Source organism: Ignavibacteria bacterium, assembly GCA_013177855.1.
GTDB lineage: Bacteria > Bacteroidota > Ignavibacteria > Ch128b > Ch128b > Ch128b.
The window spans coordinates 1,935,634-1,956,432 of sequence record JABLYA010000001.1 but is presented as its reverse complement, the minus strand read 5'-3'; the positions used below and the strand labels follow the sequence as shown (position 1 = coordinate 1,956,432).

Sequence of the window (20,799 nt, the reverse complement as noted above, 5' to 3'; positions counted from 1 at the left end):
TGCCTTTCCCTATAAATAATTTTTTGTAAGAAAATTTTTTAATTGATCAAAAGCCTGTTCGGGTGTATCGCAATAGGTAAAGATTTGTGTGTCTTTTTTATCGATACACCCATGTTCTACCATTACATCAAAATTCAGAACTTTCTTCCAATAATCACTCCCGTAAATTATCACAGCTATCTTCTTTGATATTTTACCCGTCTGGACAAGTGTCAAAACCTCCATCAATTCATCGAGTGTGCCAAAACCACCTGGGAAAATTACAAGCGCCTTTGCAAGATAAACGAGCCAAAATTTTCTCATAAAGAAATAATGAAATTCAAAACTTAGCTCTTCATCAACGTACTTATTAACAAATTGTTCAGTTGGAATTGAAATATTAAGTCCAATACTTTTACCTTTTGCTAATTTTGCACCTTTGTTCGCAGCCTCCATAATTCCTGGTCCACCGCCAGTGCAAACAACGAATCTCCTTCCCTCCGATGGAAGTGATAAAGACCATTCCGTTAACATTTTTGAAAGCTGAACAGCATCTTCATAATATTTTGACATATCAAGAGCGATTTGAGATTTTCTAAGTCTCTCTGCAAAATCTTTAACTTTTTTGGGATCTAATTTTTTGACTTCATTATACATTTTTAATGCGGTTTTTCTATCTACTATTCGTGCACTTCCAAAAAATACAATAGTATCTTTAATGTTTAATCTACTAAACCGACTCTGTGGTTCTAAAAATTCTGAAATTATTCTTATAACTCTTGCATCTGGCGAATTTAAGAAATCAAGATTTTTGTAAGCTTTAACAGGCATTGTAATTCCTCATTAAATTAAAGATCTTCCGCCGTCAACTGGAATTGTTACTCCAGTGATGTAATCGTTTTGAATTAAGAAATCAACTGTTGAAATAATATTTTTTATTCCTCCGTATCTTTTTAATGGAATCTTTGAGATTGGCATTTTCTCCGAAATCTCTCCTTCCATTTCAATAAATCCAGGCGCAATCGAAACAACCCTGATTCGTGGTGCAAGTTCAATTGCAAGTGAACGAGTCAGTGCAATCACCCCTGCTTTAGAAATGTGATAAAGACTTCTATCTTTCCAGGGTATCATTCCTCCGACCGATGAAAAATTTATTATTACTGAGTTTTCACTCATCAATTCAGAGAATTTTTGAATCAAAAAATAAATCGATTTTAAATTGATATTTATAAAAAAATCAAAATCTTTCGGAGTTGTTTCGGTAAAGAAATTTTTATCAAAGATACCAGCGCAATTAATCAATACATCAAGTTTTGAGAAATTCTTTTTAAAGGATAAAAACAATTCATTAATATTCTCTGCAGTTGAAAAATCGCATTTGTAGAAAGTTAACTTTAATCTTTCGACTAAAAACTTTTCTTTTAATTTCTCAAGTCTATCGAGTGATTGATGATAAGTAATTGCAACTTCAAAATTCTTTTTGGCTAAATGAAGTGCAATTTCACTCCCTAACTTTCCAGTTCCACCAGTAATTAAGGCTACTTTCATTTTCAATTCAATTTAACAAATACTAATTTTGCACGCAACGAAATGGGATGTAATCGATGTATTTTTTCAATTTATTATTATTGATTTTCTTTCCTATAATCAACGATAACTCAATCGAGTTTCAAGTTAAAGAATTATTAAAAAAATCATTGCCTAAAAATTCGGAATATTCTTTGACCTGCTTCTCGACTTCAAAGAATGATTATATTATAAAGGTTAATTCAGAGGTACCTTTAATCCCGGCATCTACAAATAAACTATTTACTACGGGTGTTGCTCTATTAAGTCTTGGACCTAATTTTTCAATTAACACCGAGCTGTATTGTGATGATAATGATTTGAGTGATAGAATAATTAATGGGAATCTTTTTTTGAAAGGCTATGGTGATCCTACAATTACAACTGAGAATCTTAAAAATCTCATTACCAAACTTAAACTAGCAAACATTCAATCGGTAACTGGCAATATAATTATTGATGATTCTTTCTTTGAAGAGACTTTCTATAGAAATGAATGGATTGAAGATGAAAATATATCTGTTCCGCTTCCACCTATTTCTTCTGTTACCGTAAATTCGAATTCAATTTTTCTTAGAGTTAATGGTTCAAATAAAATTGGCCGAAGCGGAAATGTGACCCTGCTCGATGAATTAGACTACTTTGAAATAATAAACAAGACAAAAACAACTAATACCCGTACCCGTCTTTCCGCTTTATCAAAATTTGAAAATAATAAAGAAATAATAACAATAACTGGAAATATCAGAAAAAATTCATCAATCGTCTTAAAAGTACATATCAAAAGACCTGACTACTATGTGGGAAATCTTTTAGCAAAACTTTTGAGAGAGAACGGAATAAGTTTTTGGGGTGAAATTAAAAAAGGAAAAGTTCCAAAATTTTCAGATAGAATATCAACTATTTCTACTCCTCTTACCGAATTTCTTAAACCTATAAATAAAAACAGCAATAACTTCTTTGCTGAACATCTTTTTTTAATAATTGGAGCAAATTACGCAGGCGGACAGGGTAGTCCCTTTGATGCTTCTCAAGCTATAAATACTTACTTAAAATCATTAAATATCTATGAACCAAATTTTAGCATGGTTGATGGTTCTGGTATTTCCCGACAAAATCAATTCTCGACCAATACTTTGGTGAAGCTTCTTCATCAAATCTATTTAAATCCTGCAGTTTTTAATGATTTCTATAATTCTCTTTCAATTCCACAAACTGATGGAACATTGCACAACAGATTTAGTAATTTATTCCCGCCAGATAGACTGAGAGGAAAAACTGGGACATTGAATGGCGTTACATCACTCGCAGGTTATGTGGTCTCTAAATCGGGTGATTTATTGATCTTTGCAATAAATTTTAATTTTAGAAAAGGTAATCAATCAAAAATGAGAGAATTACAAGATAAAATAATTACACTGATCGCTGATTCTTATTAAACCTTTTTAAATATTCGTTAATCTAATAAATCAAAAAAACGATGGAGGAACTTATGAATAAAAAACTTTTGATCTTTATTTCAGCATTACTTATTCCATTCTTAATCATTAGCTGTAAATCTAGTGTAAATGAACCGGACTATTTAGATGACACCGTTCTTACATCATTAATTGATAGCGAAGAATCAATTTCTAATTTCGATGAAAACTTTGACGATGGTGATGCAAGTGCATTTCAATTAGGTAAGATCCAAACCGATTTATATCCAATCAAGGTGGGCAGAAGAATTACTAAAATGGAAAAAACTTTTGATAAACAGGTAATCGGTGATTCTGCTAAAGTCACAGTTACTACTAAATATACAGGATACTTAATTATAGCTGGAAAATTTACTCAAATAAATCCAGGCGATACAACCTATAGACCCGATACGATTGTAACAAAACCATTTGTTGAAACTGTAAAGAGAAATGTGACTTTTATTAGAACCAATTCAAGAAATGACAGGAATCGAGGCTGGAAAATTCAGGCGATTTCCCTACCCGAAGGTTCGACTTCTTTAAAAAATATTCAAATCACAAAAATTGAAGCAATTATTCCCGGTAGAGATCCTATAATTATAACTTCACCTTTGGATACTTATTTCTTTGTCGGAGATCCAATGAAAGATTTTATAATGCGAAATAAAAACGATGAAGTAACTCTTAAAGTTTATCTTACAAGTAATTCTCCAAAAGAAGATTTTGTCACCATTACATACGGCAGAAAGATTGCGGGACAAATATATCGTGTAAAGAGAAAATTATCCCTTGTTTCATCAACTCAAATTGGCGATAAATGGGAAAAAGTTTATCAGGGTAATTGGAATCTTTTTGTATCCCATCCATTTGGCAGATTTCACTCTGTAATTAATGCAGTGACAAACGAGACAATCTTTTCAGTAGAAGGAAATGTTTCAAGTTCAACCTGGGGAATTCCATACAAGGTAAATTAAATTAATAAACATTTAAAACTAAAAAGGCTGTTTCAGAGTCGAAACAGCCTTTTGTTTTTTAAATAAATTTATAAACTCGATTTACTTATTTTGCTGCGGTTGGGTAGATTGAGTTGGAGGTAAAGCAGGTCTTTGAGGCAATGATTGCATTCCTTTTCTTTGAATAATGCTTTCTCTCATTTTTTCCTGCGAAGATGAAGGCAATGCAGCTAAGTTTATAACTATTGCAAGCAACATTAAAGTTACAGCTAAAACCCAAGTTGTTTTCATCAAAAAATCGGCTGTTCTTCGGACACCGAAAATTGCGCCCATTTCACCTGGCCCACCAAAAGTACCAGCTAAACCGCCACCTTTACTTGATTGCATTAAAACAACAATGATTAACAATATCGCTAAAAATATGGATACAATTAATAAGAAAGTAAACATTTTATCTCCTCTTATTTGTAGCGAGGGAGGGATTCGAACCCCCGACACGTGGATTATGATTCCACTGCTCTAACCAACTGAGCTACCTCGCCAGAATGTTTCAAATAATTAATGAACGGATACAAATATAAGAATGATTTAAAACTTAGGCAAAGAGATGGAAAATAAAAAAGAGACCTGCTTAAAAGTAAGCAGGCCTCTTTGATTATGAGAGAGATTAAATTTTAATGTTTAGGGATGCACTAACTGTATTATATTTAGCAATGCTATAATCAACACTTAAACCAACAAGTAAAAGCTTTAGTGTAGCTCCAATTGTTATCCTCGTTGAATTTTCTCCTTCAAGTGAATATTTAATTTTTGCTGGTGATGGACCAGTTGGAGTATCATAAGTCACATCATATTCAACATCTATTGATGAGCTTTCGAGAGTGAAACCTGCATAAGGTTCAATATTCAATGCACCGGGACCAAATCTCTTGGAAGCAAATACCCCAAACATCGATGCCGATGTTTTGAAGATTTTACCTACTTCAAGTGATTGTGTAAAATATCCAACTGAAACATTCACAGGCAGTGAAAAAGGTAGCCACATTGTTGGATTATGCTGGATTCCAAATCCGGTATATTTGAATTTCCCCAAATCTGGACTAACTTCAAATTCAGGTAAATAACGCAAGGACACTTGAGTTCCAAACACAGTTCCAAGAGAAACCTGAGGAACAACAAGTGGTAATGCTGGTAATTCTTCAAGGTAACCAGTAACAGGAAGAACAAGTTCTTTTGCTCCAAGTGTTTGACCTTGAATTACAGCACCAGGGAATTTAACTTTAATTGAATCTGTCTTCTTCCCAACAATTGTTGGTCCCGAGATAGATACAGTGAAATCACGAGAAAGAATTTCATTCTTTATGCTTGTTCTCGTTGAACCGGTAATATTCGGTGGAATTAATTGTTCAGCTTGTGCTGAATTGAATCTAAAACTACCACTCGAAGCGAATGTCTGGTTGCTTGAACCGAATAGAGTAGCCATAGCGACAAAACCAACTTCTAAATCAAAGCTGAATTTTGTCGCTTTTGGTGCACTGTGAACCCAACCTGAATTCAAATTTGCCCCGAATGCAGAAGAAATAGGAGCAACATAAGCTTTACTTGCATCACCAGTAATCTTTGCAAGCGTCTGCTCAAGATCAGAGGTTTGAGCTTGCAAGAGATTAAAAGTGACAAAAAATATTAATGAAAAAAGTAAAAAGTGAAGTCTCATAGGACCCTCCGAATTATTAGTTAATATTTTAGTTAATTGTTTTTTCATTTTGTGTCCTTAAATTTTTCGATCGCAAGCTAAAGAACATCTCTACCTTAACAATTAGTCATTTGTCGTATTTTTATGTCATTTAAAACTTACACAAATATATTTTTAAACCACAAATCATTTATGCATATTTTGCAAATTCATCTATTAAATCTCTAAATTCTTTCTCACCCAATTCATGTAAAAATTCTAAATCAGTTTCGTTTATTTGAATTTTTTCTCTCGTATTCATTAAAGCTTGTTCCTCAGTCCGTATTCCAGGAATTACAGTCGAAATTTCATTGTGATTTAGAACAAAACTCAAAGCAAATAGTGCAGGATCTACATTATACTTTGTAACAAGTTCGAAATAAGGTTTTAGTGCTTCAATAGATCTTTTAAGCAGATATTTATTCAATCTGAAGGAACGATGATCATCAGAGCTGAAAGTTGTATTCTCATTAAACTTCCCTGTCAGCAAACCAAATTGAAGAGGCATCCTTGCGATTATTCCATAATTTTTCTTTACTGCCAGCGGGATTACTTCTTTCATTGCAATCTGATTTATAACATTAAAAACAATCTGTAAAGTGTCCCCTAAATTTCGTTCGGCTAAAAATTTAATCTCGGGTGCCGGATTAAAGGTATTCAATGAAATTCCCCAATAACGAATTTTACCCTGTTCTCTTAAAATTTCCATCGCTTCGATGCACTCACCTTTTTCAAGATGTTCAACTTTTGCAGAATGAAGTTGATAAACATCAATGACATCTTTTCTCAATCTTCTCAAACTATTTTCACAAGCTTTCAGAATGTAATCTTTCGAATAATTAAGATTTATTCTGCCATCGGGGAGTAATTCGTGACCAACCTTTGTAGCCAGTATAATGTCATTCCATCTGTTATGTAAAACTTCGCCAAGCAATTCTTCACTATGACCAAGACCGTAAAAATCGGCAGTATCAAAAAAGTTAATTCCTCTTTCAACTGCTTTTAAAATTGCTTTTCTTGATTCATTATCATCAGTTTTTCCCCAGCCAATTGGAATATCTCCAGCCATTGCGGGCCCCCCAATTGCCCAGGCACCAAAACCAATCTCACTTACTTTTAAATTTGTTTTACCTAAAATTCTATAATTCATATTTACTCACCAAGATATTTTTTAAACCAATTATGAACTTCCTGATACCAGTAAATTGAATTTTGTGGTTGAAGGATCCAGTGATTCTCATCAGGATAGTAAACTAATCTTGCTGGAATACCTTTACCTTTAAGAACACCATATATCTCAAGACCTTGAGTTACAACAACTCTATAATCTTTTTCACCGTGAATAATCAGCATTGGAGTTTGAAAATTATGAGCAAAGAAAGCTGGATTCCATCGATTGATGTTTTCATATCTTCCTTGCCATGGAGCTCCATCATAATTTTTTACTCGTTCATAAGTTAAATCACTTGCAAATTGTCCCATTAGATTATAAACGCCGGCATGACTGATTAGTGCTTTAAAGCGGTTGGTATGACCTGCGATCCAGTTGACAAGATAGCCTCCGTAACTTCCACCGGCAGCAGCCATTTTTGTAGAATCAATAAAATTAAATTTTCTTATCAAAAAATCTGTTGAAAGCATTATGTCAGTAAAAGGTTTATCGCCATGAGCACCAACTATTGATTTGCCAAAATTTTTTCCGAAGCTTGTTGAACCATGGAAATTGACCATTGCGATAACATAACCAGGTGCAGCGAAAAGTTGGGCATTCCATCGGTAATGAAAATCATCACCAAATGTACCGTGAGGACCTCCATGAATTAAATGAACAAGAGGATATTTTTTCGTTGCATCGAAATCTGGAGGATAGACAAGATATAACTGGACTGAATCACCTTCTGCACCAATGAAATAATGCTCTTCAACTTTTCCAAATTTTATTTGACTCATTAATTCGTCATTAAATTTAGAAATCTTTTTCAAAGCTTTGCTCTTCAAATCAAATTCAAAAATTTCTTGCGGTTCCGAGATCGTACTTTTAAGGAAATACGCCTTTTGATTTTTAATGTTTACTGAATTAATTGACCCGCCGGTGTAAATTTTTTCGAGTTTATTTTTAAGAAGATCGTATTCGAATAAAGAGATTTTAGCTCTATCCTCTGCGAGCATATAGATTTTATTTAAGTCATCACCTTGAGTAAATCCAAAAAAAGAAAAGTCATATTGTTCAGTTAGATTGTTAGTTATTCCATTTGTGAGATTGTAAACCATTAATCTCACATTATCAGCCGAGTAATCTGGATCGAATTGACTGCCGAAGAAAAGATACTTACCATCTTTAGAAAAATATGGAGCGGAATCATCCTGAAAGTTATCCTGAGTAATATTCTTTACTTCTTCAGGTTTATCAATGTTTAATAGATAAACATCAGCATTTAATGAATCATAAGGTGGTTCTGTGCTGTTTGCAACAAAACTTAACCATTTCCCATCTGGTGAAATTGAAAAAGAAATTCCACCATCAAGATTAAAAATTTTATTCCAGCCCTTCATCAGGTCTTTTAATTCTTTCGTCTCAAGATCAAGAACATAAACTCGAGAAACAAATCCATCTGTTAACCAGCTGTCCCAATATCTGTAGAAACGATTTTCAGTTACTTTTGCTGAGACTTTTTTCTCCTTGCGTGCTTTTAATTCTTTCTTCAATCCGTCAAGATCATTTTCAAATTCGGGTAAAATTTTTGAGACGAAGAAAATTCTCTTACCATCTTTCGAATATTGAGGATTTGAAATTCCCATTGGCATCTCATAAAGTAAGCGGGCTTCTCCTCCATCAATATCTATTTCATAAAGTTGAGGATAGTCACCTTCTCTTTTTGAAATAAAAGCAATCTTTCGACTATCAGGATGCCAGACTGGCGAATTATCTGAATTCAAATTTGTTGTCAGCCTTTTTGTCTGATATGTTTTCAAATCGATTAACCAAAGATCACTATTACCCTTGTTCTCCTTAATATTATACTCTGTCACAACAAAACAACCATATTTCCCATCAGGCGAAACGGTAAGATTTGAAAGTCTTTTCATCTGCCATAAATCTTCCGAAGTGAAAATTCTTTTATTTTGACTAATTAAATTGATATTTTGAATAAAGAAGAGAAGAACAAAAAATAAAAACAATTTTTTCATAGCAGCTCCAGATTAATTAATTAAACTTTTCTCAAAGATATGAACGAAATTTTCTTATTTAAAGATATTCTAATTGTCCTTGCGTTTGCAATTCCTATCGTTTACCTTTTTAACAAATTAAATCTACCGTCAATTATTGGATTAATTGTTACGGGTGTATTAATTGGTCCAAATGCCTTAAAGATCATAACCGACTCGCAAGGAATAAATCAGCTTGCTGAAATAGGTATTGCACTATTACTCTTTACAATTGGAATTGAGATTTCTTTTAATAGCTTCATTAAAAACTTTAAGGAAATTTTAATTATCGGGAGTTTACAGGTTATAATCACAATTTTGGCTGGATTTATTTTTGGGATTACAATTGGTCTCAATGCTCAGCAATCAATTTTCTTAGGATTTTTGGTTACACATTCAAGTACAGCAATAATACTTAAAATGCTCAGCGATAGAGATGAAATTGAAACTCCGCACGGAAAACTTGCAACTGGTATTCTTGTATTTCAAGATTTAATGATCTTACCAATGATGCTTTTAATTCCAATTTTAAGTATCTCAGGAGATGCTTCTTTTGGAGATGCGATTTATAGATTAATATTCTCATTCATATTGATCGTTGCAATTTTTTTCATCTCAAGATTTTTAATGCCCCATATTCTATATCTTTTAATTCAAATTCAGATGAGAGATGTTTTTATCATTGGCGTGATAGTACTGAGTTTGGGTACCGCATTCGTTACTCAATATCTTGGACTTTCGTTTGCAATTGGTGCATTTATTGCCGGATTAATTATTTCTGAAACTGATTACACTCATCAGGTTATTGGAGATATTGTGCCTTTTAAGGAGGTTTTCACCTCATTCTTCTTTATTTCATTTGGACTGCTTTTAAATTTACAATTAATTCTTAATGAGCCATTTAAATTAATTTTTCTAACGATCGCAGTTATGTCTTTCAAAATGATAATAATAGCTTTGATAATTCTCATACAGAAATATCCAATTAGAATCGCATTTCTTACAGGTCTTTATTTATCTCAGATTGGTGAATTTTCTTTTGTTTTGGTTTTAAAGGGAAAAGAAGCAAACATTTTAACGGAAAGTTTTTCTAATGAATTTATCACGCTTTCATTAATTACAATGTTTTTATCTCCTTTGCTTTTAAAAATATCTCCATATATCTCGAAAAAAATACCGCATCTTGAAAAGGCAAAGATTGAGGATTACATCGAAAAACTTAACAATCACGTGATAATTATTGGCTATGGTTTGAATGGAAGGAATATTGCAAAAGTTCTAAGAGAAACAGGAATTCAATATGTAATTGTTGAAGCTAATCCCAAAAATGTTTTGCATGCAAAGAAAGAAGGTGAAAAAATTATAAACGGTGATGCGACTAAAAGAGAGGTCCTTGAATATACTCATATCAGAAGCGCAAAAGTTGTAGTTGTTGCAATTTCAGACTCAATGGCTACAAGAATTATTGTCAGGCTTGTGAAAGATCTAAATCCGAATGTTTATCTGATTGTGCGAACAAGATATGTAAAAGATGTTGAAGAACTTGTCAAACTTGGAGCCGACGAGGTAATTCCCGAAGAATTCGAAACATCGATTCAAATATTGAGTCGAGTCTTAAAATCATATCATATTCCAAACAGTGTAATTTTAGCCCAGGCAAATACATTGAGAACTCAATCTTATGGTTTGTTTAGAGATGTTCGTTTTACCGAACATGCTTTTGACCAGATAAATCAAATTCTTGCTCAGGGAACAATAGATACCTGTTTGATAAATGATAATCATCCCGTCTGTAATAAAACATTAAAAGAAATTAATCTACGCGCCAGAACAAACGCTACTGTAATTTCTGTAATCAGAAACAATCAATTTATACCTAACCCATCTGGGGATTTTCAAATTCAATGCGGAGATTTGCTTGTACTTTTTGGTACTCACAATGCAATTGACAGAGCTTTAGAAATTTTAACAAAAGCTGATGAAGTAGAAAGCTTATGAAGCAACTCAACTTTCCTTTCAACACGATTGACTTTCTTAAAAAACTTTCACGAAACAATAATCGCGAGTGGTTTCATTCTCATAAGGACGAGTACGAAAAAAATTTTTTACTCCCGGCGAAAATTTGTGTAGTTCAAATTGGTGACTTTTTGAAAAGCTATCTGCCTAACATCATCGCCGAACCAGAGATTAATAAATCAATTTTTAGATTAAATAGAGATGTTAGATTTTCTCAAAACAAAGAACCATATAAAACAAATCTCGGACTTTATTTCTGGGAAGGAAAGAAAAAGAAACTGGAAAGTTCAGGTTTCTATTTTCATTTGGAGCCAAATACTTTTCTTGTAGCAGTGGGATTTTACATTTTTCCTCCTGAGATTTTGAAAAGGTACAGACAAGTTCTATTGCAACAAACAAAAAACTCTGAACTCTATAAAATTATTCAAACTTTAAGACGAAAAGGGTATAGTATAGAGGAAACAAAATTTAAAAAATTACCACCAGGTTTTTCTCCAGATCATCCATTTGCAGAGCTTTCAAAATTCGGCGGACTTTATGCGATGTACGAGACAAACGATTTAATGCAATTCAAGAATGTAGATATAATTGAATTTTCTCAAAAAATTATGAAAGATATGATACCCTTACATAAGTGGATTGTTGAAAATCTTGGTTAGCAAAGTTCGGGCAGTCTGTAAGTATTTAATTTAGAATTATTTAATTCTGAAATTGAATCACTTCAAAGTTCTTTGATTTTGTTTATTCACCTACTCCAATACAATTGGGATCTGTTCACATTAAACCCTTACTGGGTTTTGACAAGAATTCAAGAAACATCAAACAAATTAAAAGTTAATCAAATTAAAACCACTTCAGTGTTCTAGGAAAAAAACCATAAAATGTTCAAAAGACTAAGGGTCTTGATTTGTTTTGATTTCAAAATTGAAATGATAAAAGACCAAATCGCTTTTGATAAGATGAATTTTCTTTGAATAATTTCTTAAACTCTAAAGGAGTAAATTACGATTAGCATCAAGTTGTACTCAAGAAAAAAATTGTCAATAAGACATCCCAATCCTAAAGGAATATGAGAAATCTACAAAGTAAAAATTATTTCGTGGAGATGAGATATGGAATTATTCTTAAGCTTTAGAACTAAATTTGTTCAATCACCTTTCGGAGTATTCGATTTCAAACCAAAGATTTTTAAAGAATAAATATTCACCAGAATAAAATTATAAATCACCGCCATTAGATAACCAATTCCCATTCCTATTAAAGCACCGCCTAAAACATCTGAAGGATAATGAACACCAACAAAAATTCTTGACAGAGCCATCACCGATGCAACACTAAATAAAATCCATTTCAAATGTCTATAAAAGTAAGTGAAAAACATCGCAGCAGCAAAATTGTTCACGGCATGCGAGGATGGAAAAGAATACGAATCCGTACACCCAACTAGCAAATGAACATTTTCAAGAACTTTGCAAGGTCTTGGTCTTGCAAATAAACTTTTCAACAAAACACTGCTAAGCTGATCAGAAACTACAACTAACAAGATCATTCCAATTGCAAGCCCAACTCGATACCTACCACCTTTGAATAAAATCAGAAACCAAAGAAAGATATAAAGTAAATACCAATTACGAACATCTGTTATAAAAGGCATTAATTTGTCAGTTAACGGATTTGCCAGAGTTGAATTTATGAAACGAAAAACTGCAACATCAATTGAATAGAGAAATTCTATCATAAAATAAACTCTGCCTGTTCAGCTTTTTCAAGAAGTTCAATCATAATATTATGAACGTGTCCATTCGAAGCTAAAACCTGTGGATTAAAGATATCACTTTCTTCACCTTTGAAATTGGTTACTTTCCCACCAGCTTCTTTGACAAGTAATAGTCCTGCGGCAATATCCCATGGATTTAATTTTACCTCCCAGAAACCATCAAAAATTCCAGCTGCAACGTAAGCGAAATCGAGTGCAGCAGAGCCAAGTCTTCTAACTGCTCGACTGTTTTTGGTCATAATCACAAATCTTTCAAAACAATGATCAGGATTTTCTTCAACATTATAAGGGAAGCCGGTTACAAGCAAAGCCTTTTTAATATCTTTAGTTTTTGAAACAGACAATTTCTTTCCATTAAGGAATGCACCTTTACCTTTTTCAGCTATAAACATTTGATCTCGAGTTGGATCGTAAATAACACCAGCAATTACTTCATTGCCTTTTATTAAGCCGATAGAAACGGAAAAAATTGGTAGGCCATGTGCAAAATTTGTCGTTCCATCGAGTGGATCAATTACCCACATAAATTCAGAATTCTTCGTTGAAGAAGCTCCGCTTTCTTCCGCTAAGATGTCGAAATCGGGGAAATCTTTTTCGAGTGTTTCGATTATTATTTCTTCAGATTTTTTGTCTACTTCGGTAACAAGATTTGATTGAAGTGATTTGAAAGATATTTGTTTGACCTTGCCAAGATTTGAGAGAATATACTTTCCAGCCTCTCGAGCTGCTTTCTCTGCCGACTGCAGATAGTCCATAATTTATTTTTTATCCTCAATTTGTTCATCCTTACTCGAAATAAATTTATGAAATAAAACCTATCTCTCCAAAAAAGTTATGGATTAAATAAAATTTTATTTCTCACTCATCTTCAAAATTTCTTCAAATTCTGATTTAGTTAAAGGAATGATAGAAAGTCGATTTCCCTTCTGCAAGAGTCGCATCTTGCTAAGTTTTTGATTTGATTTTATATCTTCAAGTAAAACAGGTTTCTTCAACTTTTTTACAAATTTAACATCCACCATATACCAAATTGGTTTGTCTTCTTTTGCTTTTGGATCAAAATGTTTATTGGATGGATCAAACTGCGTAAAATCAGGATAACCTTCTTTGACAATTTCACAGATTCCGTAAACACCCGGTTCATCACAATTGCTGTGATAAAACAAAACTAAATCACCAACTTTAACTTTATCTCTTAAATAATTTCTGGCTTCGTAGTTTCGAACACCATCCCAATAAGTTTTTTTATCTCGTTGTAAATCATCAATAGAATAAACATCCGGTTCGGATTTAAACAACCAGTAATTTGGCATAGCGACACCATTAATTTTCTAATGATATTGATTTAATTTTTTGATTGGATAAACAGTGTCTGGTTTTAATAATCTTCTTAGATTACCTTCATAAAATTAACTGATTCTCTTAATCCATAAAGCCGTTGTATCATCATCTAATTTCATATTTGTGAATTGAAGAAGTCTCTCTTTTAATGCCCGCAAAAATGAATCGCCTTCATAATTTTGGAACACTTCCTGAATTCGAGTATGTCCAAATTGCTCACCATCTTCATTTTTTGCTTCTACAACTCCGTCAGTGAAAATTGCAATTTCATCATTTAAATCGAGTTTAATATTAATATCTTCATATTCACTATCTTCAAGAAAACCGAGAAGTAATCCTTCGGATTCAATTTTAAGAATTTCGCCTGTTTTAGCTTTTTTAACCAGCAAAGGTAAATCACCGGCGCCGGTGTATTTAATTTCATTTTTCAAAACATTGATAACGATAAGGGAAAGAGTTGCAAAGATTTCAGAAACTTTCGCATCCTGATAAATTGCTCGATTCAGCTTTTCCATAATTTTCGCTGGAGAATGTTCTTCACCCGATTGAGCCACAAATCGAATTGCGCTTCTAATATAACCTGCATAAGCAAATGCAAAATACCAGGCACCCCATTTTTTACCCATTACATCACCAAATGCTATTGCATAAGTATCAGAAGAAAGTTTAATGTAATCAAGAAAATCTCCGCCAGGAATTCCTTGATATGTCTGATGCCATTGTTCAATTAAAAAACCATCTAATTTTGGTGGTGCGTCTGGAACAACTTTTAATTTAATTGTTTCGGCAGCATGTTGAATTTCGTCAACAACTTTTTTCCTTTCCTTTTGAAGTGATTCTACAATTGCTTTAACTTTTGCTGTAATCACATTCATTCCAGCGGTCTTAAGGACATAATCATAAACTCCATATTCATAACCTTTTAAGATATCTTGCTCTTCTGTCTTGGAAGTAAGGAATACAAATGGAATAGATTTCAATTCTTTATCAGCACTTAAAAGATTTCTAAATTCAAATCCATCAGCTTCGGGCATTAATATGTCCGATAGGATTAAATCAGGTTTAAATTCCTTAGCAATGTTAAATCCATCAAAGGCGTTGTGAGCAACTTTTACTTCGAAATCATTTTTTTCAAGAGCAGCGGCTAGTAACTTGGTTAAAACTTTATCATCATCAACAATCAAAATCTTTGGCTTTGCGGTTTGGGTGATTTCTTCAATAACTTTTTTTGCACCATAAGCTTTGTAAATTTCTGATCTTTTCAGTAAAGCTCTTATCTTTAAAAGCAATTCATCAAGAATAAATGGTTTGGTTATGTAATCATCAGCACCGAGAGCAACAGCTTTTTCCTTATCAGCAAGTGAGCTTTTTGCAGAAACAAAGATAAAAGGCAAAGCTTTGTATTTTTCCTGTGCTCTAACCTTTTCGCAAAATGTAAATCCATCCATTCCGCTCATCATAATATCACACAGAACAAGATCAGGAGTTGTTTTTTCGAGATGTTCAAATGCCTGTCCTGGTCCATCGGCTTCAATTACTTCATAACCAGCTTTCTTCAGATTAAAGCCGATTAATTTTCTCATTGCAGCATCATCATCTATGACAAGAATTTGTTTTGGTTGTTCCATCAATAAGCACCTTTTCTTTTTATAACCGATTTAATTGTATCTAAAATTAAAGAAATATAACCACGAAGTGAATTAGCTTTTGAATAATCTCCCAATCTTGATTTAAGTTTTGCATCTTTAATATCCGCAAGAGCCTGAATTGCATCATGAATTGCCCTTTCTTCAGCCGTGAGTTCTGATCTTCCTCTTGATTGCCAGTAACCAGCAAGTCCGAGCTTTCCTTTAAATCTTATTTGAGCTGTATCTTTAAGTTGATATAGTTCCTTCGTGACTCCTGTTTCAAGCAAAATTTGAGCTTCATCGGGTGGAAGTCCCCAAACTCCTACAAGACTTAAATCACCTTTCAAAACATTAAATAATAAAGGTAGCTCATCTAAGCTTGTCTTTCTCAGAAATTTTCCGACTCTTGTTACCCTTGGGTCAGATTTTAATTTAAAATAAGGTCCTTCGTTATATATGTTTTCTTTACGAAATTCATCTTTACTAAAATTGTCTACTCTCATTGTTCTAAATTTATAATAATAAACTGACTTTTCAGGCTCGTAAAGATACCATTTATCACTCTGTTGAATTAATTGAGGTTTCTGGACTCTTTTTGATTTAAAGAATACTGGACCTTTTGAATCAATTTTAATTGCCAAAGCTATTAAGAGTAAGATTGGTGAAAGCAAAATTAATCCAAGTGAAGATAAAATTATATCAATCAGCCTAAACAAAATCTCTTTAATTTTATCAGCAAGTTTAACTTTTACAACTGGAGCCAGGATAAATGAGTCTGTTACATAAAAACCGTAATCATTTCTTGTATTGATGCAAAGATTTTTGAAAACAATTGAATTTTCAATTTCTAAATTTTTACCAATGTAAGTATTGTTCAAGATTAAAGAATTGGATAGAGTTGCACCTTCATCAACTATTACATCATCACCAATTACAACAGGATTTTTTATTGAGACATTTTTATTGATTACCGAATTTTCGCCAATAAAAATTGGGGAAGAGATCGAATTCAAAACTTCTTTATTAACCCCATCTTTAAAGCCAAAGACTAATTTCCCTTCAGCAACCGATAAAAATTTCAATAATTGAAGATTAATTTCAAGTAAATCTTTCGGATATTGAATTTTGTAGTAATCTCCTTTGTGGATAAAAGCAAACACGGGAAGTTTTTTCTCGATTATTTCATTTAAAAGCTCTTCTTCGAGAGAATATTTTTTATTTGAGGGAATAAAGTCAAGAATTTCTTTCTCAGCCAGAAATATACCGGCAGGTATGAATGGGTAATGACTTTCATTCTCTCGATATTTATAATTTATTACCTGAGATTTTTGATCGAGAAGTATTTCGGGAGTCTCTTTTGCGATTCGGTTCTCTAGTACTGCGTAGGTAAAGATGCTTTTTCTTTGTTTATGAAATAGGTAAAATTCATTTATATCAATGTTGCTTAAAACATTTCCATAGTGAATAAGAATTGTATCATCAAAAAAAGATGGGATTCTTTTGACTGCATAACCTGTTCCCAATAAATCTTTTTCAAGCGAATAAGAAATTTTAAGATCAAGCTCTTCGCCTTCACCAAGATAAGCGTCAATCACTTCAGGTAAGTGATACAGAGATATTTTTATCTCGTTTATTCCAAAATTTTTGATGTGCTCTAAGATATAAAGTATTAGAGGCTTATTGAGTATTGGAAGCATTGGTGCAGGAATTTCATTTGAAAGCGGCTGTAATCTTTTACCAATTCCTGCACCTAAAATTAAACATTTCATTACTATCCAAAACTTTTAACTGCATCCTGAACAGTTTCATAACAATCAAAAACTTTATGCATTCTCGTCAATTCCATCATCGATCGAACTGCCGGACGAAAACCGACAAGTCTTATATCACCGCCAGCTTGCGTCATCCTCTTTAAACTTACAACAAGTGCCCCCAGAAATGTAGAATCGACAAAATCAGATTGAGAAAAATCAACAACAATTTTTCTCTCTCCTTTTTCGATTGCATTAAAAAGTAATTGTTTGAATGAATCTGCTTCCTGAAGAGTAGCCCTTGCTAAATTTATTCCTATTACAAGGACATCACCTACTTTTTGTTCAACAAAATTCATAATCACCTCATTTTGTTTTTGTTACCTTTCGACTTTTTGCCAGATGTTTGTTCTGGCTCTGAATGGATATGTTATTAATGCTATGACTGAAACAAAATTCATTAAGATGAATGAAAAAATCAAATAAAAAAAGTTAATTTTAATTTTAACCAATTCAGCTAAAAAACCAATTAAAGCTGAACAATAAAATACAGTCTGAAAATAAAAAGTTATTTTGTAGAAAATTAAATCACTCTTTAAGAATATCAGTAAGTTCGATATATAAATTAGTAATAATGAAAGCGGAGTAATAGTCCATCTTAAAATTCTATGACTAATAAATTGAAATGTCAGAAATTTATATTTCCTTATATCAAAAAGATTTTTCAATAAAAAGATTGCCTGTAAACCTCCAGTGGAAATTCGTATTCTTCTTTTAAATTCCTCGAAGATTGATTTTGTCGGTTCTTCGACGGCATAGGCTTTTGGTTCATAAACTACTCGATAACCCTTCGCTGCAATATTCATTGTAATGACAAAATCTTCGTTGATTGTATTTTCAGGCAATTCGAGAAATAAATCTTTTCTTATAGCGAAAATCTCACCAGCAGCTCCAACAATAGAAAAGATTTCAGAATCAAGTTTTTTCAAGAAAGATTCATATTTCCAGTATAGACCTTCTGCTTCGAGTTTTCCATCTTTAGAGATCACTCTTTTCTCGCCAGCCACGCAGCCTATTTTTTCAAATTGGAAATGTCTAACAAGAAAACTGATGGCATCTTTATTATAGAATGAATTCGCATCCGAAAAAACCAGAATTTCACCTTTTGCATAGGGAACCACGCGATTAATTGCTTTCAACTTTCCCTGTCTTTCTGATTGATGAAATAATTTTACATTAGGATAAGTCTCAGAATATTTTTGAACGATCTCAGGAGTTTTATCATTAGAACCGTCTGTCACAAAAAGGAATTCAATTTTTTCTGACGGATAATTTAGCTCCAGACAATTTTTAATTTTCTCTTCGATAAATTTCTCTTCATTGTAAGCTGCTATAATCATCGAAACAAATGGAGTAAACTCCTTTGCTGAAAAGCGCTGATCGAAAATTATTTTGCCTCCTAACTCTGGATTAATGAAAACTTTACCAGCATCTTCTGGAATACGAATAAAATAGCGAATGCTTTCAAATCTAAATAAAAAATACATCAGCAATGGATAACCAATAAAAGTATAAAAAATAAAGAAGAATGATAACCAGAAAATTAATTCAAGTAAATTCATTCTTTTTCGGGTTTAATGTTGTATTCCTTCATCATTCTATAAATTGTTGCTCTTCCAATTTGTAATCTTTTTGCAGCCTCCTGAATATTTCCCCTTGTCACTTTCAAAGCATGTCTCAGAGCATTCTCTTTGATTTTTTCAAGTGGAATAATTTCATGACTTTCACTGACAATTTTTGTGGAGACTTCTCCAGTCAATGCTTCAGGAAGATAAGCTTGAAGAGATAATGGGAGGTCTTTAACTCTAATTTTATTATCATCACAAATTAAAACAGCTCGCTGCAAAACATTTTCTAGTTCACGGACATTTCCTGGCCAGGGATATCTTAGAAAAATTTCAATAACTTCTTTTGTAATTGATGGAGTTTGAATTTTCGCTTCTTCAGAAAATTTCTTAACAAAATGTTCAGCAAGAACTACAATGTCGCCTTTTCTTTCACGAAGCGGAGGAACAAGAATTGGGAAAGTTGAAAGTCGGTAATACAAATCTTCTCTAAAAAGTTTTTCATCAACAGCTTTTTTTAAGTCTTTATTTGTTGCCGAGATGATTCGAGCAGTTGTTGTAATTGGTTCGTTTCCACCAACTCTTTCAAAAGTTTTATCCTGAATTACTCTTAGAAGTTTAGCCTGAAGACTCAATTCAAGTTCACCGATTTCGTCTAAAAAGATTGTTCCACCATCAGCCAGTTCAAACTTCCCAATTTTTCTTTGAAAAGCGCCTGTGAATGAACCTTTTTCGTGACCAAACAATTCACTTTCAAGCAAATCCTTTGGAATTGATGCACAGTTAACAACGACGAATGGTTTGTCTTTTCTATCACTATTTGCGTGTATTGCTCGTGCGATCAACTCTTTACCAGTTCCACTTTCACCATATATCAAAACATTTACATTTGTATTCAAAACTTTTTTCATCAATTTGAAAACTTCTTGCATTTTATCGTCAATAGCAATGATATTATCAAACTTATAAATCTTTTCTTGCTCTTCTAATAATGACTTCACTCGTTTTTGTAATTCATAATTTTTAATTGCATTTCGAATTGAAATCTCGAGCTTTTGTAAATCAACTGGTTTGGAGAAATAATCGAAAGCTCCAAGTTTTATTGTTTCAACTGCAACATCAACATTCCCTTGAGCTGAAAGCATAATCACAGGTAAATCAGAATTTTGCGATTTGATTTTTTTCAGCAATTCAACGCCGTTATAATCGCCTGGAAGCATAATGTCAAGAAGAATTAAATCCGGATCTTCGCCCTCATAGTTCAAGTAGTCAGTTGTTGAGTTAAATATTTTTAATCTGTAGTTCCATCTTTCTTTAATCCAATGTTCCATCAAACGAGTGAAATTAACTTCATCATCAATTAAGAAAATTAATTTCTTTTCCATAATCATACCGTTATTATTTTATTGATGATGTTAATAAAATCCTTAATTCGAAAAGGTTTAGTCATAAAATAATCCGCATTAGAAGCTTCAGCGCCCTGCCGGTAAAAATCATAATCCACAGATGATAAGATTATTACTGGTATATCGAGTGTTTTTGGATCAGTCTTTACAAGACGACAAAAATTAATTCCATTCATTCCAGGTAAAAGTACATCGGTTATTATTAAATCTGGAAGAGCGTTACTTTTCTTTAAATACTCAATTGCAGCTTCAGCAGTCTCTTTAACAACCACATCGTAATTGAGTTTACCAAGATGATGAGTAATTAAAACTTGAATTGGTTTCTCGTCTTCAACTAATAAAACAGTTTTTTTCATAA

General features: G+C 32.7%; 19 protein-coding genes and 1 tRNA gene. 4 read left to right on the top strand and 16 right to left on the bottom strand.

From position 1 onward, the window contains the following. Positions 1–9: 9 nt before the first annotated feature. Together HPY57_08245 and HPY57_08240 are read right to left on the bottom strand one after the other, a co-directional pair. The gene (locus HPY57_08245) at positions 10–810 is read right to left on the bottom strand and encodes a TIGR00730 family Rossman fold protein (GenBank protein ID NPV11763.1); all 801 of its coding nucleotides are present in this window, start codon (positions 808–810) and stop codon (positions 10–12) included. 12 nt (positions 811–822) lie between these two features. Beyond that, complete coding sequence (locus HPY57_08240; protein ID NPV11762.1) at positions 823–1,527, bottom strand: SDR family oxidoreductase; 705 nt, start codon at positions 1,525–1,527, stop codon at positions 823–825. 56 nt (positions 1,528–1,583) lie between these two features. Here HPY57_08240 and dacB point away from each other — a divergent pair, with 56 nt between their 5' ends. After that, positions 1,584–2,984, top strand: a complete 1,401-nt coding sequence (dacB, locus tag HPY57_08235; protein NPV11761.1) for a D-alanyl-D-alanine carboxypeptidase/D-alanyl-D-alanine-endopeptidase — start codon at positions 1,584–1,586, stop codon at positions 2,982–2,984. Between the two features lie 53 nt (positions 2,985–3,037). Next, positions 3,038–3,979 carry a hypothetical protein gene (locus HPY57_08230; GenBank protein NPV11760.1) on the top strand — a complete coding sequence of 314 codons (942 nt, stop codon included), beginning with the start codon at positions 3,038–3,040 and terminating at the stop codon, positions 3,977–3,979. Positions 3,980–4,060: 81 nt separating this feature from the next. Here HPY57_08230 and secG read toward each other — a convergent pair whose 3' ends face one another. From secG to HPY57_08205, 5 genes are all read right to left on the bottom strand, one after another. Continuing rightward, complete coding sequence (gene secG / locus HPY57_08225; GenBank protein NPV11759.1) at positions 4,061–4,408, bottom strand: preprotein translocase subunit SecG; 348 nt, start codon at positions 4,406–4,408, stop codon at positions 4,061–4,063. Between the two features lie 18 nt (positions 4,409–4,426). Next, positions 4,427–4,500 (bottom strand) — tRNA-Met (locus HPY57_08220). 125 nt (positions 4,501–4,625) lie between these two features. Beyond that, positions 4,626–5,720 (bottom strand): hypothetical protein, encoded by a 1,095-nt coding sequence (locus HPY57_08215; protein ID NPV11758.1) that lies wholly within the window; start codon positions 5,718–5,720, stop codon positions 4,626–4,628. A gap of 121 nt (positions 5,721–5,841) precedes the next feature. After that, the gene (locus tag HPY57_08210) at positions 5,842–6,840 is read right to left on the bottom strand and encodes an aldo/keto reductase (GenBank protein NPV11757.1); all 999 of its coding nucleotides are present in this window, start codon (positions 6,838–6,840) and stop codon (positions 5,842–5,844) included. A 2-nt stretch (positions 6,841–6,842) separates the two neighbouring features. Further along, complete coding sequence (locus tag HPY57_08205; GenBank protein ID NPV11756.1) at positions 6,843–8,879, bottom strand: S9 family peptidase; 2,037 nt, start codon at positions 8,877–8,879, stop codon at positions 6,843–6,845. Between the two features lie 39 nt (positions 8,880–8,918). On the opposite strand from HPY57_08205, the gene HPY57_08200 reads away from it, so the two are divergent. After that, positions 8,919–10,895 (top strand): hypothetical protein, encoded by a 1,977-nt coding sequence (locus HPY57_08200; protein NPV11755.1) that lies wholly within the window; start codon positions 8,919–8,921, stop codon positions 10,893–10,895. Then, positions 10,892–11,572 carry a DUF2461 domain-containing protein gene (locus tag HPY57_08195; protein NPV11754.1) on the top strand — a complete coding sequence of 227 codons (681 nt, stop codon included), beginning with the start codon at positions 10,892–10,894 and terminating at the stop codon, positions 11,570–11,572. Before HPY57_08200 ends, HPY57_08195 begins: the two co-directional genes overlap by 4 nt. A 488-nt stretch (positions 11,573–12,060) precedes the next feature. Here the strand turns inward: HPY57_08195 and HPY57_08190 are convergent, their stop codons facing one another. The 9 genes from HPY57_08190 to HPY57_08150 all read right to left on the bottom strand — a co-directional run bounded on the left by HPY57_08190 (position 12,061) and on the right by HPY57_08150 (position 20,797). After that, the gene (locus tag HPY57_08190) at positions 12,061–12,648 is read right to left on the bottom strand and encodes a phosphatase PAP2 family protein (protein ID NPV11753.1); all 588 of its coding nucleotides are present in this window, start codon (positions 12,646–12,648) and stop codon (positions 12,061–12,063) included. Next, positions 12,648–13,445, bottom strand: a complete 798-nt coding sequence (locus tag HPY57_08185) for an inositol monophosphatase (protein NPV11752.1) — start codon at positions 13,443–13,445, stop codon at positions 12,648–12,650. The genes HPY57_08190 and HPY57_08185 overlap by 1 nt, the downstream gene beginning before the upstream one ends. Before the next feature lie 96 nt (positions 13,446–13,541). Then, entirely contained in the window at positions 13,542–14,003 is a 462-nt protein-coding gene (locus HPY57_08180) for an EVE domain-containing protein (protein ID NPV11751.1), read from the bottom strand. A gap of 96 nt (positions 14,004–14,099) precedes the next feature. Then, positions 14,100–15,659, bottom strand: a complete 1,560-nt coding sequence (locus HPY57_08175) for a response regulator (GenBank protein NPV11750.1) — start codon at positions 15,657–15,659, stop codon at positions 14,100–14,102. After that, a complete protein-coding gene (locus HPY57_08170; protein ID NPV11749.1) occupies positions 15,659–17,428 on the bottom strand; it encodes a hypothetical protein in 1,770 nt (589 codons plus the stop codon). The genes HPY57_08175 and HPY57_08170 overlap by 1 nt, the downstream gene beginning before the upstream one ends. A 2-nt stretch (positions 17,429–17,430) precedes the next feature. Beyond that, the gene (locus tag HPY57_08165; GenBank protein NPV11748.1) at positions 17,431–17,769 is read right to left on the bottom strand and encodes an STAS domain-containing protein; all 339 of its coding nucleotides are present in this window, start codon (positions 17,767–17,769) and stop codon (positions 17,431–17,433) included. Between the two features lie 21 nt (positions 17,770–17,790). Continuing rightward, a complete protein-coding gene (locus tag HPY57_08160; protein NPV11747.1) occupies positions 17,791–19,032 on the bottom strand; it encodes a glycosyltransferase family 2 protein in 1,242 nt (413 codons plus the stop codon). After that, positions 19,029–20,420 (bottom strand): sigma-54-dependent Fis family transcriptional regulator, encoded by a 1,392-nt coding sequence (locus HPY57_08155; protein NPV11746.1) that lies wholly within the window; start codon positions 20,418–20,420, stop codon positions 19,029–19,031. Before HPY57_08155 ends, HPY57_08160 begins: the two co-directional genes overlap by 4 nt. 2 nt (positions 20,421–20,422) lie before the next feature. Further along, positions 20,423–20,797 (bottom strand): response regulator, encoded by a 375-nt coding sequence (locus HPY57_08150; protein NPV11745.1) that lies wholly within the window; start codon positions 20,795–20,797, stop codon positions 20,423–20,425. Between the last annotated feature and the right edge of the window lie 2 nt (positions 20,798–20,799).

What these genes read in the sequence shown, in the direction of transcription:
- HPY57_08245 (NPV11763.1), bottom strand. Translation starts at nt 810, where the DNA reads ATGCCTGTTAAAGCTTACAAAAATCTTGATTTCTTAAATTCGCCAGAT.
- HPY57_08240 (NPV11762.1), bottom strand. Translation starts at nt 1,527, where the DNA reads ATGAAAGTAGCCTTAATTACTGGTGGAACTGGAAAGTTAGGGAGTGAA.
- dacB (NPV11761.1), top strand. Translation starts at nt 1,584, where the DNA reads ATGTATTTTTTCAATTTATTATTATTGATTTTCTTTCCTATAATCAAC.
- HPY57_08230 (NPV11760.1), top strand. Translation starts at nt 3,038, where the DNA reads ATGAATAAAAAACTTTTGATCTTTATTTCAGCATTACTTATTCCATTC.
- secG (NPV11759.1), bottom strand. Translation starts at nt 4,408, where the DNA reads ATGTTTACTTTCTTATTAATTGTATCCATATTTTTAGCGATATTGTTA.
- HPY57_08215 (NPV11758.1), bottom strand. Translation starts at nt 5,720, where the DNA reads ATGAAAAAACAATTAACTAAAATATTAACTAATAATTCGGAGGGTCCT.
- HPY57_08210 (NPV11757.1), bottom strand. Translation starts at nt 6,840, where the DNA reads ATGAATTATAGAATTTTAGGTAAAACAAATTTAAAAGTAAGTGAGATT.
- HPY57_08205 (NPV11756.1), bottom strand. Translation starts at nt 8,879, where the DNA reads ATGAAAAAATTGTTTTTATTTTTTGTTCTTCTCTTCTTTATTCAAAAT.
- HPY57_08200 (NPV11755.1), top strand. Translation starts at nt 8,919, where the DNA reads ATGAACGAAATTTTCTTATTTAAAGATATTCTAATTGTCCTTGCGTTT.
- HPY57_08195 (NPV11754.1), top strand. Translation starts at nt 10,892, where the DNA reads ATGAAGCAACTCAACTTTCCTTTCAACACGATTGACTTTCTTAAAAAA.
- HPY57_08185 (NPV11752.1), bottom strand. Translation starts at nt 13,445, where the DNA reads ATGGACTATCTGCAGTCGGCAGAGAAAGCAGCTCGAGAGGCTGGAAAG.
- HPY57_08180 (NPV11751.1), bottom strand. Translation starts at nt 14,003, where the DNA reads ATGCCAAATTACTGGTTGTTTAAATCCGAACCGGATGTTTATTCTATT.
- HPY57_08175 (NPV11750.1), bottom strand. Translation starts at nt 15,659, where the DNA reads ATGGAACAACCAAAACAAATTCTTGTCATAGATGATGATGCTGCAATG.
- HPY57_08170 (NPV11749.1), bottom strand. Translation starts at nt 17,428, where the DNA reads ATGAAATGTTTAATTTTAGGTGCAGGAATTGGTAAAAGATTACAGCCG.
- HPY57_08165 (NPV11748.1), bottom strand. Translation starts at nt 17,769, where the DNA reads ATGAATTTTGTTGAACAAAAAGTAGGTGATGTCCTTGTAATAGGAATA.
- HPY57_08160 (NPV11747.1), bottom strand. Translation starts at nt 19,032, where the DNA reads ATGAATTTACTTGAATTAATTTTCTGGTTATCATTCTTCTTTATTTTT.
- HPY57_08155 (NPV11746.1), bottom strand. Translation starts at nt 20,420, where the DNA reads ATGGAAAAGAAATTAATTTTCTTAATTGATGATGAAGTTAATTTCACT.
- HPY57_08150 (NPV11745.1), bottom strand. Translation starts at nt 20,797, where the DNA reads ATGAAAAAAACTGTTTTATTAGTTGAAGACGAGAAACCAATTCAAGTT.